The 16,318-nt window shown below is 70.4% G+C and carries 9 protein-coding genes; 1 reads left to right on the top strand and 8 read right to left on the bottom strand.

Features of this window, described 5'->3' with window-relative positions; all coding sequences use genetic code 11:
• Positions 1-42 precede the first annotated feature (42 nt).
• The 4 genes from OOK38_RS06075 to OOK38_RS06060 all read right to left on the bottom strand — a co-directional run bounded on the left by OOK38_RS06075 (position 43) and on the right by OOK38_RS06060 (position 7,114).
• A complete protein-coding gene (locus OOK38_RS06075; RefSeq protein WP_266762938.1) occupies positions 43-1,479 on the bottom strand; it encodes a phosphotransferase in 1,437 nt (478 codons plus the stop codon).
• 110 nt (positions 1,480-1,589) lie between these two features.
• A complete protein-coding gene (gene treS, locus OOK38_RS06070; RefSeq protein ID WP_266762940.1) occupies positions 1,590-3,311 on the bottom strand; it encodes a maltose alpha-D-glucosyltransferase in 1,722 nt (573 codons plus the stop codon).
• Positions 3,308-5,695, bottom strand: coding sequence for an alpha-1,4-glucan--maltose-1-phosphate maltosyltransferase (locus tag OOK38_RS06065; protein WP_266762942.1), 2,388 nt, complete (start codon positions 5,693-5,695; stop codon positions 3,308-3,310). The genes treS and OOK38_RS06065 overlap by 4 nt, the downstream gene beginning before the upstream one ends.
• Before the next feature lie 222 nt (positions 5,696-5,917).
• Entirely contained in the window at positions 5,918-7,114 is a 1,197-nt protein-coding gene (locus OOK38_RS06060; protein WP_266762944.1) for a S8 family peptidase, read from the bottom strand.
• A gap of 381 nt (positions 7,115-7,495) precedes the next feature.
• On the opposite strand from OOK38_RS06060, the gene OOK38_RS06055 reads away from it, so the two are divergent.
• The gene (locus tag OOK38_RS06055) at positions 7,496-10,114 is read left to right on the top strand and encodes a glycosyltransferase family 1 protein (protein WP_266848183.1); all 2,619 of its coding nucleotides are present in this window, start codon (positions 7,496-7,498) and stop codon (positions 10,112-10,114) included.
• A gap of 171 nt (positions 10,115-10,285) precedes the next feature.
• On the opposite strand, the gene OOK38_RS06050 is transcribed toward OOK38_RS06055, so the two are convergent.
• From OOK38_RS06050 to OOK38_RS06035, 4 genes are all read right to left on the bottom strand, one after another.
• Positions 10,286-10,786 (bottom strand): DUF1990 family protein, encoded by a 501-nt coding sequence (locus OOK38_RS06050; protein WP_266762948.1) that lies wholly within the window; start codon positions 10,784-10,786, stop codon positions 10,286-10,288.
• 70 nt (positions 10,787-10,856) lie between these two features.
• Positions 10,857-12,521, bottom strand: coding sequence for a M4 family metallopeptidase (locus OOK38_RS06045; RefSeq protein ID WP_266762950.1), 1,665 nt, complete (start codon positions 12,519-12,521; stop codon positions 10,857-10,859).
• A gap of 310 nt (positions 12,522-12,831) precedes the next feature.
• Positions 12,832-14,895, bottom strand: coding sequence for a M4 family metallopeptidase (locus OOK38_RS06040; RefSeq protein WP_266762952.1), 2,064 nt, complete (start codon positions 14,893-14,895; stop codon positions 12,832-12,834).
• Between the two features lie 435 nt (positions 14,896-15,330).
• The gene (locus OOK38_RS06035) at positions 15,331-16,308 is read right to left on the bottom strand and encodes an NAD(P)-dependent alcohol dehydrogenase (protein ID WP_266762954.1); all 978 of its coding nucleotides are present in this window, start codon (positions 16,306-16,308) and stop codon (positions 15,331-15,333) included.
• Positions 16,309-16,318: the final 10 nt, after the last annotated feature.

Below are 16,318 nucleotides of genomic sequence, written 5' to 3'. Positions count from 1 at the left end.
GGGCCTCCTCGGGAGGGTGAGCTGGGGAACGGCAGGGGGAGATCAGAGCGACGCGGCCAGCCGCCGTACCGCCGCCAGGGGAACCGGCAGCCAGTCCGGGCGGTGCCGGGCCTCGTACACGACCTCGTACACCGCCTTGTCCGTCTCGAAGGCGCGCAGCAGGACAGGGTCCGTGCGCGGGTCGAGGCCGCTGACCTCGGCGTATCCGGTGCAGTACGCGGCCCGGCAGGTGTCGGCCCAGCCGGGCACCAGCGGGACGGGGGTCCCCCCTGCCCGCGTGGAGCCGGGAGATCCGGGGACGGAGTGGGCCGCGTAGTCGAAGGAGCGGAGCATGCCCGCGATGTCACGCGCCGGGGGCTGGGGCATACGGCGCTCGGCGAGCGGCTTCGACGGCTCGCCCTCGAAGTCGATGAGCGACCATTCCCCGTCGGGAGAGCGCAGGCACTGGCCGAGATGCAGATCGCCGTGGATGCGCTGAGCCGTCCAGGTATGCCCCTCGGCGGCCAGATCGCCCAGCGCCTCGAACGCGGTGCGCAGGGCGCGGGCGTGGGGCCGTAACGCGGGCACCGCCTGTGCGGCGGCGTCCAGCCGCTCGGTCATGCCGTCGACGAGAGGCCGCATCTGCGTGTGGCCCAGCGTGACCGTGGGCAGCGACCGGGCGAGCGCCGTGTGCACCTCGGCGGTGGCCCGGCCCAGCGCCCGCGCCTCGGCGGAGAAGTCCTCGCCCTTGGCCAGCTCGCGCAGCGCCAGTTCCCAGCCGTCGGCCGCGCCCTGCACGAACGGCTGGAGCACGCCGAGTACATAGGTCTCCGCGTCGAGGTCCGCGAGCATCCAGGCCGCGGGGGCCGGGACCCGCGCGCAGCCCTCCCGGGCCAGCGTCAGCGGAAGCTCCAGATCGGGGTTGACCCCGGGGACGACCCGGCGCAGCACCTTCAGGATGAACGTATCTCCGTAGACGATCGACGAGTTGGACTGCTCCGCCGTCACCAGGCGCGGTACCAGGTCCTTCCGTATCTCCTGGCGCCGGTCGTGCTCGAAGCGCAGGTCACCGACGCGGGCCCCGCTGCGCAGGGCTTCCAGGAGGACACCGGCGGGGCGCGGGTCGTACAGCGCCTCGTACACCGTCCGGCCGGCGAGCGGCCCCTCCTTGGGATGCCCGATCAGCGCGGGCGCGAGCCGTGGCGGCAGCGCCTCGCGCACACCGATCAGCAGCTGGTAGCAGTCGCCGGGACGGGAGGGGGCGCCCTGCGTCGGCGTGCGCGGCTGATGGGCGCGTACGAGCAGATGGATCAGGCCCAACGGGGCTGTGGGCGGCAGCAGTTCCACCGCGGCCACCAGTGAGAATCCGGTCACCGGACGCCCTTTGCCCGCGAACCAGCGCTGCCGGGGCAGCCATTCCCGCAGCAGTGGATCGAGTGACGCGAGCAACTCGGGGCGTGCGACCGGGGCCGTGGCAGAGTGGGTTACGGCTTCCGACATGGCGTCGCGTCCTTTCCCCAGTGACCCGGGGTCCCGGATACCGGGCGAGTCGGGGTGCTAGTGATGCGTGCCCAGGGCGGGGCGGGGGAAACCGCCCCGCCGCCAGGGTTCTAGACGGCGTCCTTGCGGAGCCGGAACCAGTAGAAGCCGTGACCGGCGAGGGTCAGCAAGTACGGCAGTTCCCCGATGGCCGGGAATCGCACGCCGCCGATCAGCTCGACCGGGTGTCTGTCGTTGAACTCGCGAAGATCCAGCTCGGTGGGCTGCGCGAAACGGGAGAAGTTGTGCACACACAGGACGAGATCGTCGTCCCCCTCGCCCTCGCTCGAAGGCGCCTCGCGCAGGAAGGCGAGGACGGCGGGGTTGGAGGAGGGGAGTTCGGTGTAGGAGCCGAGTCCGAAGGCCTTGTTCTGTTTGCGGATCTCGATCATGCGGCGGGTCCAGTGCAGCAGCGAGGAGGGCGACGACATGGACGCCTCGACGTTGGTGACCTGGTAGCCGTAGACGGGGTCCATGATCGTGGGGAGGAAGAGGCGGCCGGGGTCGCTGGAGGAGAATCCGGCGTTGCGGTCGGGGGTCCACTGCATGGGGGTGCGCACCGCGTCGCGGTCGCCGAGCCAGATGTTGTCGCCCATGCCGATCTCGTCGCCGTAGTAGAGGATCGGGCTGCCGGGCAGGGACAGGAGCAGGGCGGTGAAGAGTTCGATCTGGTTGCGGTCGTTGTCGAGGAGGGGGGCGAGGCGGCGGCGGATGCCGATGTTGGCGCGCATGCGCGGGTCTTTGGCGTATTCCGCGTACATGTAGTCGCGTTCTTCGTCGGTGACCATTTCGAGGGTGAGCTCGTCGTGGTTGCGCAGGAAGATGCCCCATTGGCAGTTCGACGGGATGGCCGGGGTTTTCGCGAGGATCTCGGAGACGGGGTAGCGGGATTCGCGGCGGACGGCCATGAAGATGCGGGGCATGACGGGGAAGTGGAAGGCCATGTGGCATTCGTCGCCGCCGGAGGGGAAGTCGCCGAAGTAGTCGACGACGTCCTCGGGCCACTGGTTCGCCTCGGCCAGCAGGACCGTGTCCGGATAGTGCGTGTCGATCTCCTTGCGCACCCGCTTGAGGAACTCGTGGGTGGCAGGAAGGTTTTCGCAGTTTGTTCCCTCGACCTGGTACAGATACGGCACCGCGTCCAGCCGGAAGCCGTCGATCCCCAGGTCGAGCCAGAACCGCAGCGCGGAGACGATCTCCTCCTGGACGGCGGGGTTCTCGTAGTTGAGGTCGGGCTGGTGGGAGAAGAAGCGGTGCCAGTAGTACTGCTTGCGGACCGGGTCGAAGGTCCAGTTGGAGGCCTCGGTGTCGACGAAGATGATCCGGGCGTCCTGGTACTGCTTGTCGTCGTCGGCCCAGACGTAGTAGTCGCCGTAGGGTCCGTCGGGGTTGGCGCGGGACTCCTGGAACCACGGGTGCTGGTCGCTGGTGTGGTTCATGACGAAGTCGATGATGACGCGCATGCCGCGCTGGTGGGCGGCGTCGACGAACTCGACGAAGTCGGCGAGGTCGCCGAACTCGGGCAGGACGGCGGTGTAGTCGGAGACGTCGTAGCCGCCGTCGCGGAGCGGTGACTTGAAGAACGGGGGCAGCCACAGGCAGTCGACGCCGAGCCATTGGAGGTAGTCGAGCTTCGCGGTCAGGCCCTTGAGGTCGCCGATGCCGTCGCCGTTGCTGTCCTGGAAGGAGCGGACCAGGACCTCGTAGAAGACGGCGCGTTTGAACCACTCGGGATCGCGGTCCTTGGCCGGGGTGTCCTCGAACGTATCCGGGACGGGCTCATTGACGATCATGTGGTGGGTGACCCTCCGATCTGCGGTGAGGACGGTCGCAGGACGGTGAGGATGTGCGCGGGCCGGTGTCCCGGCTCCAGTCGCACATAGTTGGTCCTGCCCCAGGTGTAGGTCTCGCCGGTGAGCTCGTCGCGCACCGGTACGGACTCGTGCCAGTCCAGGCCGAGTTGCGGCATGTCCAACGAGACCGTGGCCTCCTGGGTGTGGTGGGGGTCGAGGTTGACCACCACCACAACCGTGTTCGAACCGCGCGCGTCCGTGACGGACTTCGAGTAGGCGATCACCGCCTCCTGGTCGGCGTGGTGGAAGTGCAGATCACGCAGTTGGCGCAGTGCGGGACTGCGCCGCCTGACCGCGTTGAGCGCGCTCACCAACGGCGCGATGCTCCGGCCGTCACACTCCGCCGACTCCCAGTCCCGTGGCCGTAGTTGGTACTTCTCGGAGTGCAGATACTCCTCGCTGCCCTCGCGCAGCGGGACGTTCTCGCAGAGTTCGAAGCCGCTGTAGATGCCCCAGGTGGGGGAGAGGGTGGCGGCGAGCACCGCGCGCAGCTCGAAGGCGGGCCGACCGCCCTGCTGGAGGAACTCGTGCAGGATGTCGGGGGTGTTGACGAAGAAGTTGGGCCGCATGCAGGCGGCCGCCTCGCCGGACAGCTCGGTGAGGTACTCCGTCAGTTCCTGCTTGGTGTTGCGCCAGGTGAAATACGTGTACGACTGCTGGAAGCCGACCGCCCCCAGCGTGTGCATCATCGCCGGGCGGGTGAAGGCCTCCGCGAGGAAGATCACGTCGGGGTCGGTCCCGTTGATCTCCGCGATGACCTGTTCCCAGAAGACGACCGGTTTGGTGTGCGGGTTGTCGACGCGGAAGATGCGGACGCCGTGGTCCATCCAGAAGCGGAGCACCCGGACGGTCTCGCGGACCAGGCCGGGCATGTCCTTGTCGAAGGCGATGGGGTAGATGTCCTGGTACTTCTTGGGCGGGTTCTCGGCGTAGGCGATCGTGCCGTCGGGGCGGTGGTGGAACCACTCGGGGTGCTTCTCCACCCAGGGGTGGTCGGGGGAGCACTGGAGCGCGAAGTCGAGCGCGATCTCCAGCTTCAGCGAGGCGGCCCGGCGGACGAAGGCGTCGAAGTCGTCGAGGGTGCCGAGGTCGGGGTGGATCGCGTCGTGGCCGCCCTCGGGGGAGCCGATGGCCCAGGGCACCCCGACGTCCTCGGGTGTGGCCGACAGGGTGTTGTCCGGTCCCTTGCGGTAGGTGGTGCCGATGGGGTGGATCGGCGGGAGGTAGACGACGTCGAAGCCCATCTCCGCGATCGCGGGCAGGCGTTCGGCGGCGGTACGGAACGTTCCGTGCGCCGGTGGATCCAGCTGCCCGCTCTCCGAACGCGGGAAGAACTCGTACCAGGCGCCGTACAGCGCCCGCTCCCGCTCCACCAGCAGCGGCAACGGCTCGGACGACGTCACCAGGTCGCGCAGCGGGTGCCGCGCCAGCACCTCGTCCACCTCGGGGGTGAGGGCGGCGGCGAGCCGGGAGGCGACGGGACGGCCGGTGTCGCGCAACGCGTCGACGGCACCGAGGACCGTGTCCCTGAGGCGCTTGCTCCTTTGCCCCTTCGGCAGGGCGGCGACCGCCCGCTCGTACAGCAGGGCGCCCTCCTCCAGCACCAGTTCCGTGTCCATCCCGGCCGGGATCTTGATCCCCGCGTGATGCCGCCAGGTGGCGATCGGGTCCCCCCACGCCTCCACCGTGTACGTCCAGCGGCCTTCCTTGCCGGCGCTCACCGTGGCGCCCCAGCGGTCGGTGCCGGGGGCGAGCTCGCGCATCGGCGCCCACGGGCCGGGGTGGCCGTCCGGGTCGCGCAGGACGACATTCGCGGCGACCGCGTCATGGCCCTCGCGGAAGACCGTGGCCGAGACCTCGAACTCCTCGTCCACCACCGCCTTCGCGGGACGGCGCCCGTGCTGCACGACCGGGCGGACGTCGAGGACGGGGATGCGCCCGACGGCCGTCGCCGCGGTGACGGCGGAGGCGGCCGGGGTATCGGCAGTGCGCGTGGCGGGGACGGCGGCCCTGCTCTTCTTGGGCGCGGCCCTGCCTGCCTTCGGAACGGACCCGCCTGTCTTGGTCTTGGCCTTGGGCTTGGGAGCGGCGGCGCGGGGGGCCGACGTGCCGGGATCGGACGTGCCGGGGTCGGACGTGGCGGGAGCGGAGGTGCCGGTGCCCGGGGCGGTGGTGGCCGCCGCCGCGTCGGCGGCGGCCGGGCTGCCGCCGCCGGGGGCGGCGGAGGGTTTCTCCGGGGTACGGGGACCGGCATCGGCCTTGCGTGTTCGGGGGGTCTCGGGGGTGGTCGTCGTGGGTGGCGACGTGTGGTGCGTGGCGGGCATGACCGCTCCTGTCCGCGTCAACGTGGGTGGGCGGATGAGGGTGTGGGGAGGTGGGGCCTGCGGGTGTACCGGGGGAGCCTTCCCACCCTATGCGGGTGAGCATTCCGGCACTTTGTTAACTACTCACGCGTATGTCTACACACAAGACCGGCCTCGTCCCGGGCAGGCGAGGCCGGTGCGGTGTGGCCGAATCACCCTGGTTGTACCAGCGTTCCACCTGGGTCAGCCGACCCGCAGGAGTTTGTTCGGTGAACCCGGGCCGACGCCCGACACCTTTCCCGAGGCCGCCCGCTTCACCAGCGCTTTCGCCACCTGGGCCGGTGTGGCCCGCGGATGACCCGCCAGATACAGCGCGGCCGCGCCGGCGGCGTGCGGGCTCGCCATCGACGTGCCGGAGTACGTCGCTTTCGCCGTGTCGCCGGTGTACGAAGTCGACGTGATCGCGACCCCCGGCGCGAAGAGGTCGAGCGCCGACCCGGTGTTCGAGAAGCTCGCCCGCGCGTCGGTCCGGTCGCTCGCGCCCACCGTGACGGCCTGGGCGACCCGGGCCGGGGAGTAGAGCGAGGCCGGCAGACCGTCGTTGCCGGCCGCGACCGTGTAGGTCACACCGGAGGCGATGGAGTTGCGGACGGCCGCGTCCAGCTGGGTGTTGGCGTACCCGCCCAGACTGAGGTTGGCCACGGCCGGCTTCCTCGCGTGCCGGGTGACCCAGTCGATGCCGGCGATGACCTGGGCGGTGGAACCGGCCCCCTGGTCGTCGAGGACACGGACGCCGACGACCCTGGCCTTCTTGGCGACGCCGTACGCGGTGCCCGCGACGGTTCCGGCCACATGGGTGCCGTGGCCGTTGCCGTCCCGCGCGGTCCTGTCGTCGTCGACGAAGTCCCAGCCGTCGGCCGCCCGGCCCCCGAAGTCCCGGTGGGTGACGCGGATGCCGGTGTCGATGACGTACACGGTCACCCCCGAGCCCGCCGATCCCGGCGCCGTGTAGCGCTTGTCGAGCGGCCGGCCCGGCTGGTCGATCCGGTCCAGGCCCCACGAGGGCGGGTTTCTCTGGACACCGTCGAGCGCCACCCGGGTGTCCTGGACGACCGAGGCCACGCGGGGGTCCGCGGCGAGCCGTCTGGCCTGTCTCTCCTCGGCCCGCACGGCGAAGCCGTTGAGGGCCGTTCCGTACGTGTGGCTGATTCTCGCCCCGTACCGCTCGGCGATGCCCGTGCCCGCCGGAGACGGAGCCCGCGTACCCCCTTTGAGCGTCACGATGTAGCTCCCGCCGACGGAGCCCGGGAGACCGGCTCCGCGTATCTGCCCCTCCGGGGCCGCCTGCGCGGGCGGGGCGATGGCCGAAAGCACCGCGGCCGTCGTGACCGCGGTGAGACCCGCCGCCCAGCGCAGACGCCACTTCCTCGTCCGTGCCATGACTGGAGTTCCCCTCCTCAAGTCGACGTACGCAGGCCGGAGCCGGCCGTTCTGGGCAGGGCCCGGCCGTACGTCACCTGGCAGCCTCTCGTGCGGCGCGAAGCACCACAAGGCCGCCCAGGAGGGCGGAATCGGCCATACCGCCCACGGGTGTGTCCATGGCTGTCCGTGAAGGTTGCGTCGATTTCTCGCCGACGTAACCCGGCTTCTCGCCGATGTAACACGCCTTCCCGCCGATGTCACCCGGTCGATCCGATCCGGGGGTCGTGCCGCGATGCGCCGTGTCGCGAAGGCACCCTCGCCGCTACCGTCGTGGGTGACGAAGGCCGCACAACGCCGTGCGTCCCTCTGCCGCGTACGTCCTCCGTGAAGGTGGAACTCGTGAAGGCGATCCGCAGATTCACCGTCCGACCCGTTCTCCCCGAAGTCCTTCACCCGCTCAGTGACCTGGCACGCAACCTCCGCTGGTCCTGGCATGCCGAGACCCGCGACCTCTTCCAGTCCGTCGACCCGGAGCGCTGGACCGCGTCCGGCGGCGACCCCGTACGCCTGCTCGGCAGCGTGTCGGCCGGACGGCTCACGGAGCTCACGCAGGACAGCCGGTTCCTTCGCCGCCTCGGCGAGGTCTCCGACGACCTGCGCGAGTACGTGACCGGTGACCGCTGGTACCAGACACAGACCTCCGACCTGCCCGCCGCCATCGCCTACTTCTCGCCCGAGTTCGGCATCACCGCCGCGCTGCCGCAGTACTCCGGGGGCCTCGGCATCCTCGCCGGCGACCATCTCAAGGCGGCCAGCGACCTCGGTGCCCCGCTGATCGGCGTGGGCCTGCTCTACCGGCACGGCTACTTCCGCCAGTCCCTGTCCCGCGACGGCTGGCAGCAGGAGCACTATCCGGTCCTCGACCCCAACGAACTGCCCGTGGTGCCCCTGCGCGACGACGACGGCACGCCCGCCCAGGTCTCCCTCGCCCTGCCCGGCGGCCGCGCGCTGCACGCCCGGGTCTGGCTGGCCCAGGTCGGCCGCGTCCCGCTGCTCATGCTCGACTCCGACGTCGAGGAGAACGACCTCGGCGAACGCGGAGTCACCGACCGGCTGTACGGCGGCGGCAGCGAGCACCGGCTGCTCCAGGAGATGCTGCTCGGTATAGGAGGGGTGCGCGCGGTCCGGACGTACTGCCGTCTGACCGGGCATCCGCAGCCCGAGGTGTTCCACACCAACGAGGGGCACGCGGGGTTCCTCGGCCTGGAGCGGATCGCCGAACTCGCCGACGAGGGGCTGGACTTCGCGTCCTCGCTGGAGGCGGTCAGGGCCGGCACGGTCTTCACCACCCACACCCCGGTACCCGCCGGCATCGACCGCTTCGACCGGGAACTGGTCGCCCGCCACTTCGGCCCCGACGCCGAACTCCCGCGCATCGACGTGGGGCGCATCCTCGCCCTCGGCATGGAGACCTACGCCGGAGGCGAGCCGAACCTCTTCAACATGGCCGTGATGGGCCTGCGGCTCGGCCAGCGGGCGAACGGGGTCTCGCTGCTGCACGGCCAGGTCAGCCGGGAGATGTTCTCCGGGCTCTGGCCGGGCTTCGACCCCGAGGAGGTGCCGATCACCTCGGTCACCAACGGCGTCCACGCGCCGACCTGGGTGGCGCCCGAGGTCTTCCGCCTCGGTGCCCGGCAGATCGGCGCGCAGCGCACCGAGGACGCGCTGACCGTCGGCGGCTCGGACCGGTGGGACGCGGTGGCCGAGATCGCCGACCAGGAGATCTGGGACCTGCGACGGGTGCTGCGGGAACAGCTGGTGCTGGAGGTGAGGGACCGACTCCGGGCCTCCTGGCGCCAGCGGGGCGCCGGCACCGCCGAACTCGGCTGGATCGACGGGGTGCTGGACCCCGACGTGCTCACCATCGGCTTCGCGCGCCGGGTCCCCTCGTACAAACGGCTGACCCTCATGCTGCGCGACCGCGACCGGCTCATGGATCTGCTGCTGCACACCGAGCGGCCGGTCCAGATCGTGGTGGCGGGCAAGGCCCACCCCGCCGACGACGGCGGGAAGCGGCTGATCCAGGAGCTGGTCAAATTCGCCGACGACCCCCGGGTGCGTCACCGGATCGTCTTCCTGCCCGACTACGGCATGGCGATGGCACAGAAGCTGTATCCGGGCTGCGACATCTGGCTCAACAATCCGCTGCGCCCGCTGGAGGCGTGCGGCACGAGCGGTATGAAGGCGGCGCTCAACGGCTGCCTCAACCTCTCCGTCCTGGACGGCTGGTGGGACGAGTGGTTCCAGCCCGACTTCGGCTGGGCGATCCCGACCGCGGACGGCACCGCGACCGACGACGACCGCCGTGACGAGCTGGAGGCCGGGGCCCTCTACGACCTCCTCGAACAGCGGGTGGCCCCCCGCTTCTACGACCGGGGGCAGCACGGTCTGCCCGACCGCTGGATCGAGATGGTCCGCCAGACGCTGACCCACCTCGGCCCGAAGGTCCTGGCCGGCCGGATGGTGCGTGAGTACGTGGAGCGCCTGTACGCCCCCGCCGCCCAGGCCCACCGGTCCCTCACCGCCGAGACGGCCCGCGAACTGGCCACGTGGAAGTCACGTGTCCGCGCCGCCTGGCCGCATGTCACCGTCGACCATGTCGAGGCGTCCTCGGCCACCACGACCGCCGAACTCGGCACCACCCTGTCGCTGCGCGTGCGCGTCGGCCTCGGCGACCTCGCCCCCGACGACGTGGAGGTCCAGGCGGTCGCGGGCCGCGTCGACACCGACGACCGCATCGGCGACGCGGTCTGCGTCCCGCTGAAACCGGCCGGCGGCCCCGACCTCGAGGGCCGCTGGGTGTACGAGGGCCCGCTGTCCCTCGACCGCACGGGCCCCTTCGGCTACACGGTCCGCATCCTGCCGACCCACCGCCTACTGGCCTCCGGCGCGGAACTCGGCCTGCTGGCGGTGCCGTCGGAGGAGATGGGGGAGGGGGCGGGTCTGCTGATGCGGTGAGGCGCGGGCGGGACACCGCCGGGGGCGAGCCGCACGCCACGGCTCGCCTTCGGGCCGCCCGACGCCGGGCCGTCCCCGGCACACCCGTCCGGCATCGGTCACATCGGTCACCCCGCCGGAATCACTCCGGCGTCCGCCGCCCCGCGGGGCTGTGCACACCTGCCTCCGGGTTCAGCTGTCCAGCCCCGCGCACAACCTCCGCAGCACCTTCCCGCACCGCTGGGCGTACGCGTGCTGGAGTCCTCTCGTCGCGGCGCCGCCCGCGCGGGCGTACCACTTGACCGCGCGGCTGAAGGCCGTGATCGTCAGCCAGACGGTGCCGTCGCCGGTACGGGAGACGACGAAGGCTTCCTCGCCGCACTCGGGGTGGCCGGACAGCGTTCCGTAGGCCCAGGCGGTGCGCCGGGGTTCCTCCGCCGTCCAGACCACGCGGCAGGGGGCCTTGATCGGGCCGAGACCGACGGTGACGTCGACGCCCGGAGCCGCCTTGTCGGCGTCGGAGACCATGCCGATACCCATGGCACGGTGCAGCTCCCAGGTCATCAGGGCTTCGGAGGCGCGCCGGAAGACGGCCTCGCCCTCGCCGATCCGGAAGCGGACATGCAGTCGGTGGAAGCCCGGCGGGCAGCGATCCTCGCGGGTCGCGCCCACGTCCTCGTACGTGTAGGGCATGGGGGCAAGAGTAAGGCGGCACCCGGGACTGTCCTTCCCCGGGTGCCGCCTCTGTTCGGCTACGCGCTCGCTAGGCGACGTTGACCGCGGACCAGGCGGCGGCCACCGTCTTGTACTCCGTGCTCGTGGAGCCGTACAGGGCCGACGCCGCGGAGAGCGTGGCCGTGCGGGCGCCCGCGTACTTGGTCGTCGACGTCATGTAGGTCGTCAGCGCCTTGTACCAGATCTGCAGCGCCTTGGCCCGGCCGATGCCGGTGACCGTGGTGCCGTTGGACGTCGGGGAGTTGTAGCTGACCCCGTTGATCGTCTTCGAACCGCTGCCCTCCGAGAGGAGGTAGAAGAAGTGGTTCGCGACGCCGGACGAGTAGTGCACGTCCAGGTTGCCGAGGGTGGAGGACCAGGAGTCCTTGGAACCGCCGTCCTTGCTGGGCTTGTCCATGTAGCGCAGCGGGGTGCCGTCACCGTTGATGTTGATCTTCTCGCCGATGAGGTAGTCACCCACGTCGGAGGAGTTCGCCGCGGCGAACTCGACGCCGGTGCCGAAGATGTCGGAGGTCGCCTCGTTCAGACCGCCGGACTCGCCCGAGTAGTTCAGGCCCGCGGTGTTGGCGGTGACGCCGTGGCTCATCTCGTGGCCGGCCACGTCCAGCGAGGTCAGCGGGTGCGTGTTGCCCGAGCCGTCGCCGTACGTCATGCAGAAGCAGCTGTCGTCCCAGAACGCGTTGACGTACGCGTTGCCGTAGTGGACGCGGGAGTAGGCCGCGACACCGTTGTTCTTGATACCGCTGCGGCCGAAGGTGTTCTTGTAGAAGTCCCAGGTCGCCTGCGCGCCGTAGGCGGCGTCGACGGCCGCGGTCTGGTCGGTGGTCGAGCTGGAGGCCGCGCCGGTGCCCCACACGTCGTCCGCGTCGGTGAACAGCGTGCCCGCGGAGGAGCTGGTGGTGTGCGACTTGTTGTACGTCTTGTGGCTGCCGCGGGTGCCGTCGGTCAGCTGGTACGTCGAGCCCGACAGGGTCGTGTTGAGGGTGACCGTGCCCGAGTAGAGGCTCTTGCCGGTGCCGGTCTCGATGCCCTGGTACTCGTAGAGCTTCTTGCCGGTGGCGGCGTCGGTGATGACGTGCAGCTCGTTGGGGGTGCCGTCGTCCTGGAGGCCGCCGACGACGGTCTCGTAGGCGAGGGTCGGCTTGCCGCTCGCGGCCCAGATCACCTTGCGGGGCGCCTTGTCGGCGGTCGTCTTCTCCGAGCCGGCGGTCTTGGCCGCGGTGAGCGCCTGCTTCTCGGCCTTCGCGGTCGTGACCAGCGGCTTGAGCGAGGCGACCTTGATGGCCGTCTTCGTCGCCTTCGTCACGCCCTCGGTCTTGCCGGCCTTGGTCTCGTGGACGACGAGGTCGCCGCCGAGGACCGGAAGCCCGTTGTAGGTGCGTTCGTAGCGGGTGTGGACGGTGCCGTCGGCGTCCTTGACGACGTCTCTGACGACCAGCTTCTCCTTGGCACCGAGGCCTATCTGCTGGGCCGTCTCCGCCGTGGCGGCGTCGGCCTTCTGGATGAGCGCGGTGCGCGCGGAGTTGGAGAGCAGGACGGGCGAACCGGCGAGGGGGGTGGTCTTGCCGGACGAGACCGCCGCGGTCTGGGCGGCGGCACCGGTGGTCAGACCGGTGGTGAGCAGGGCTCCGGCCGCGACTGCGGTGGCGATGGCCAGAGTGGTGCGCTTGTGACGCGCGTAGAGGGGAGTCACGCAAGCTCCTTCTTGTGGGGGCGTCCGTACGGCGTGGGGTGGCCGGAGGGACGATGGTGAAGTTGCGGTGCGGGTGAGCCGTGCGGTGGAAGCGTGCCATCCCAGGCGCGTACATGTCAGGAGTCCATAAAGACCTTGGCTGAAAATCGTCGATCAGGTGAACAGTCGGGTGGCCGGGCGCCTTGTCGGTCGCCGTCAAGGAAGGGTCAAAGCAAACCTCCTTGAGGGCAAAGGAGGGCGCCGCCCCGGAGAGTCGAATCTCCGGGACGGCGCCCTGGGGTTCTGCCTTCGCGCAGGCTTCCGCCGCGGTCTACGGGAAGGTCAGTTTCCAGCTGTTGATGTAGCCGGTGTCCTGGGCCGCCTGGTCCTGGACCTTCAGTTTCCAGGTGCCGTTGGCCACTTCGGAGGACGCGTTGACCGTGTAGGTCGCGTTCACGTTGTCCGCCGAGTCGGACGAGCTGAAGTTCTTCAGGCGGTACGTCGAGCCGTCGGGGGCCACCAGATCGATCACCAGGTCACCGCGCCAGGTGTGCACGATGTCCACGGCGACCGCGAGGTTCGACGGGGCGTTGCCGGTACGGCCGCTGACCGTGACCGACGAGGTGACCGCCGCGCCGTTGTCCGGAATCGATACGTCGGCCGTGTTCTCGAACGACGTACCGCCACCGCCGCCACCGCCCGGACGTGAACCGACGTTCACGGCCGCCCAGGCGTTCTGCACCGCCGTGTACTCGGCGCTCGTCGTGCCGTACAGCTCACCCGCCGCCGCGAGCGTGCCGGTGCGGGCCGCCGCGTAGTTGGTGGTCGACACGAACTTGGTGGTGAGCGCGCGGTACCAGATCTGCAGGGCCTTGTCGCGGCCGATGCCGGTGACCGGAAGCCCGTCGGAGGTGGGCGAGTTGTAGCTGACGCCGTTGATGACCTTGGCGCCGCTGCCTTCGCTCAGCAGGTAGAAGAAGTGGTTCGCGACGCCGGACGAGTAGTGCACGTCGACGTTGCCGACACCGGAGTACCAGGAGTCCTTGGAGCCGCCGTCCTTGCTGGGCTTGTCCATGTAGCGCAGCGGGGTGCCGTCGCCGTTGATGTCGATCTTCTCGCCGATGAGGTAGTCGCCCACGTCGGAGGAGTTGTTGGCGTAGAACTCGACGCCGGTGCCGAAGATGTCGGAGGTCGCCTCGTTCAGACCGCCGGACTCGCCCGAGTAGTTCAGGCCCGCGGTGTTGGAGGTGACGCCGTGGCTCATCTCGTGGCCGGCCACGTCCAGCGAGGTCAGCGGGTCGGCGTTCCCGGACCCGTCGCCGTAGGTCATGCAGAAGCAGCTGTCGTCCCAGAACGCGTTGACGTACGCGTTGCCGTAGTGGACGCGCGAGTACGCTCCCACGCCGTTGTTCTTGATGCCGCTGCGACCGAAGGTGTTCTTGTAGAAGTCCCAGGTCTCCGCGGCGCCGTAGTGGGCGTCGGCGCCGGCCGTCGCGGCGTTCGACGTGGTGCCGTTGCCCCAGGTGTCGCTCGTCTGCGAGAACAGCGTGCCGGTGCCCGACGTGCCGCGGTTCAGGTTGTACGTCTTGTGGGCGCCGCGCGCACCGTCGTTCAGCGTGTAGGTGGAGCCCGACTGCGTGGTCGTCAGGGTCACCTGGCCGCTGTACTGGGTGTTGCCGATGCCGTTCTTGATGCCCTGCCACGAGTAGAGCTTCTTGCCGGTGACGGCGTCGGTGATGACGTGCAGCTCGTTCGGGGTGCCGTCGTCCTGGAAGCCGCCGACGACGGTCTCGTAGGCGAGGGTCGGCTTGCCGCTCGCCGCCCAGATCACCTTGCGGGGCGCGCGGTCGGCGTCGGTGCGCTTCGAACCGGCGGCCTTGGCGGCGGACAGGGCCTGCTTCTCCGCCGTGGCGGCGGCGACCGTCGGCTTGAGGGTGGCGACCTTGAGGGCGGCCTTGGTGGCCTTGTAGACGTGCCCGGTCTTCCCGGACTTGGCGGTGTCGACGACCAGGTCGCCGCCGAGGACCGGCAGTCCTTCGTACGTCCGCTCGTAGCGGGTGTGGACGGTGCCGTCGTGGTCCTTGATGACGTCACGGGCGACGAGGCTCTCGCCGGCGGCGAGGCCCAGGTCCTTGGCGGTGGCCGCCTTGGCCGTGTCGGCGTCGCGTATCAGCTCGGCGCGCTGCGAGGCGGTGAGCTTCATGGCGACGGCGCCCGGGTTGATCCTGCCCGCCCGGGGAGCCTGCTCCGGGGCGGCGCTCGCGGCGCCCGACTGGACGGCCGCGGCCAGCAGGGCGGAGACGCCGACGAGGGCGACACCGGCGATGCGGCGCTTGGTGATGTGGGAGGTGCGTCTGTGGGGAGAACTGCTGCTCAACACTGACTCCTTCTGCATGGCCGCGGGTCGCGCGGCCAGGGGAGACCGGACGATGGGTGACCCGTCCGGGCAGAACTGGGCGTACGCGGAACCAGGTGCATGGGGTCGTTCGGCACGACACAGCGGACGTAGCTGTGAGGTTGCTGTGAAGTAGCCGAGGGAAGAGTGGCAGGAGACGACGCTTTCTGTCAGGACCGCGTCAGCACATTGGCCGGAAACGGTTCGTTGACCGGGGCGCCATGTTCGGTAAACGAACTGTCCTCCGGGCGGTGTGCCGGTCTTCCGTCGGATGTGAGGAGGAATTCGTTCCTCGGACACGCGCCGGGAACCGCGCCGCAACGGTCGGACCCCTCGCGGAGGGAGTCCGCGAGGGGACCGGATCCCCGCCGACCTGCGGGGAGTCGAGGACCCGTGGCGCGCGTGCCGCGCCGGCCGCCCGGCCGGCGGCAGGGCTCACACCGTGACGACGACCTTCGCCCGGGCGTGCTCCACTTCCAGGTAGCGGATCGCTTCCGGCACCTCGGCCAGGGACGCGTACGTCCGGTCGACGACCGGGGCGACCTTTCCGGATTCGACCAGTTCCCGCAGGGTTGCGAGGTTCTCCCCGGACTGCGTAGCGGAGAAGGTGAGGATCCGATGGCCGACGAAGCGCGACAGCGCCGGGCCCCTCAGGAGGAGCCCCATCGGCCCGAAGAGGCTGCCGCCCTCGGACACCCCGCCGCCGGACAGCACGAGCGTGCCCGTGGGTGTCAGCGCGCGCCGGAACGCGGTCAGGGAGCGGTTGCCCACCAGGTCGAACACGACGTCGTAACGCCGCCCCTCACGGGTGAAGTCCACCGCGGCGTAGTCGATCACGCGGTCCGCGCCGAGCGACCGCACCAGGTCCGCGTTCCGCGCGCTGCACACGCCGGTCACCTCCGCGCCGTACGCCTTGGCGATCTGCACGGCGAAGGTGCCGACGCCGCCCGACGCGCCGTTGACGAGCACCCGCAGCCCGGGCCGCAGCGGAGCCACGTCGCGCAGCCCGACGAGAGCGGTGTTCCCCGCCAGCGGCAGCGCGGCGGCCTGCTCGAAGGTCAGACCCGCCGGCTTCGTCTCCACCACGTCCTCCGGCGCGCACACGTACTCGGCGAACGCCCCCTCGGCCTCACCGAACACATCGTCCCCGGGACGCAGCCGCTTCACGTCGGCGCCCACCGCTTCCACCCGGCCCGCGAAGTCCCGCCCCAGGACCCGCTGCTTGGGCCGGCGGACACCGAACGTCAGCCGGGCCAGATATGGATCGCCGCGCAGGTGGTGCCAGTCGTACGCGTTGAGGGAGACCGCCTCCACCCGCACCAGCACCTGGTTCCCGGCCGGCACGGGCTTGTCGACCTCCCGCAGCTCAAGGGCGTCGGGAGAGCCGTACCGGTCCTGGGCGATCGCTTTCATCGGAACTCCG

This window comes from Streptomyces sp. NBC_00568, from assembly GCF_026341855.1.
Taxonomy (GTDB): Bacteria; Actinomycetota; Actinomycetes; order Streptomycetales; family Streptomycetaceae; genus Streptomyces.
The sequence above is the reverse complement of the archived record's forward strand: the minus strand, read 5'-3'. Positions and strand labels throughout refer to the sequence as shown.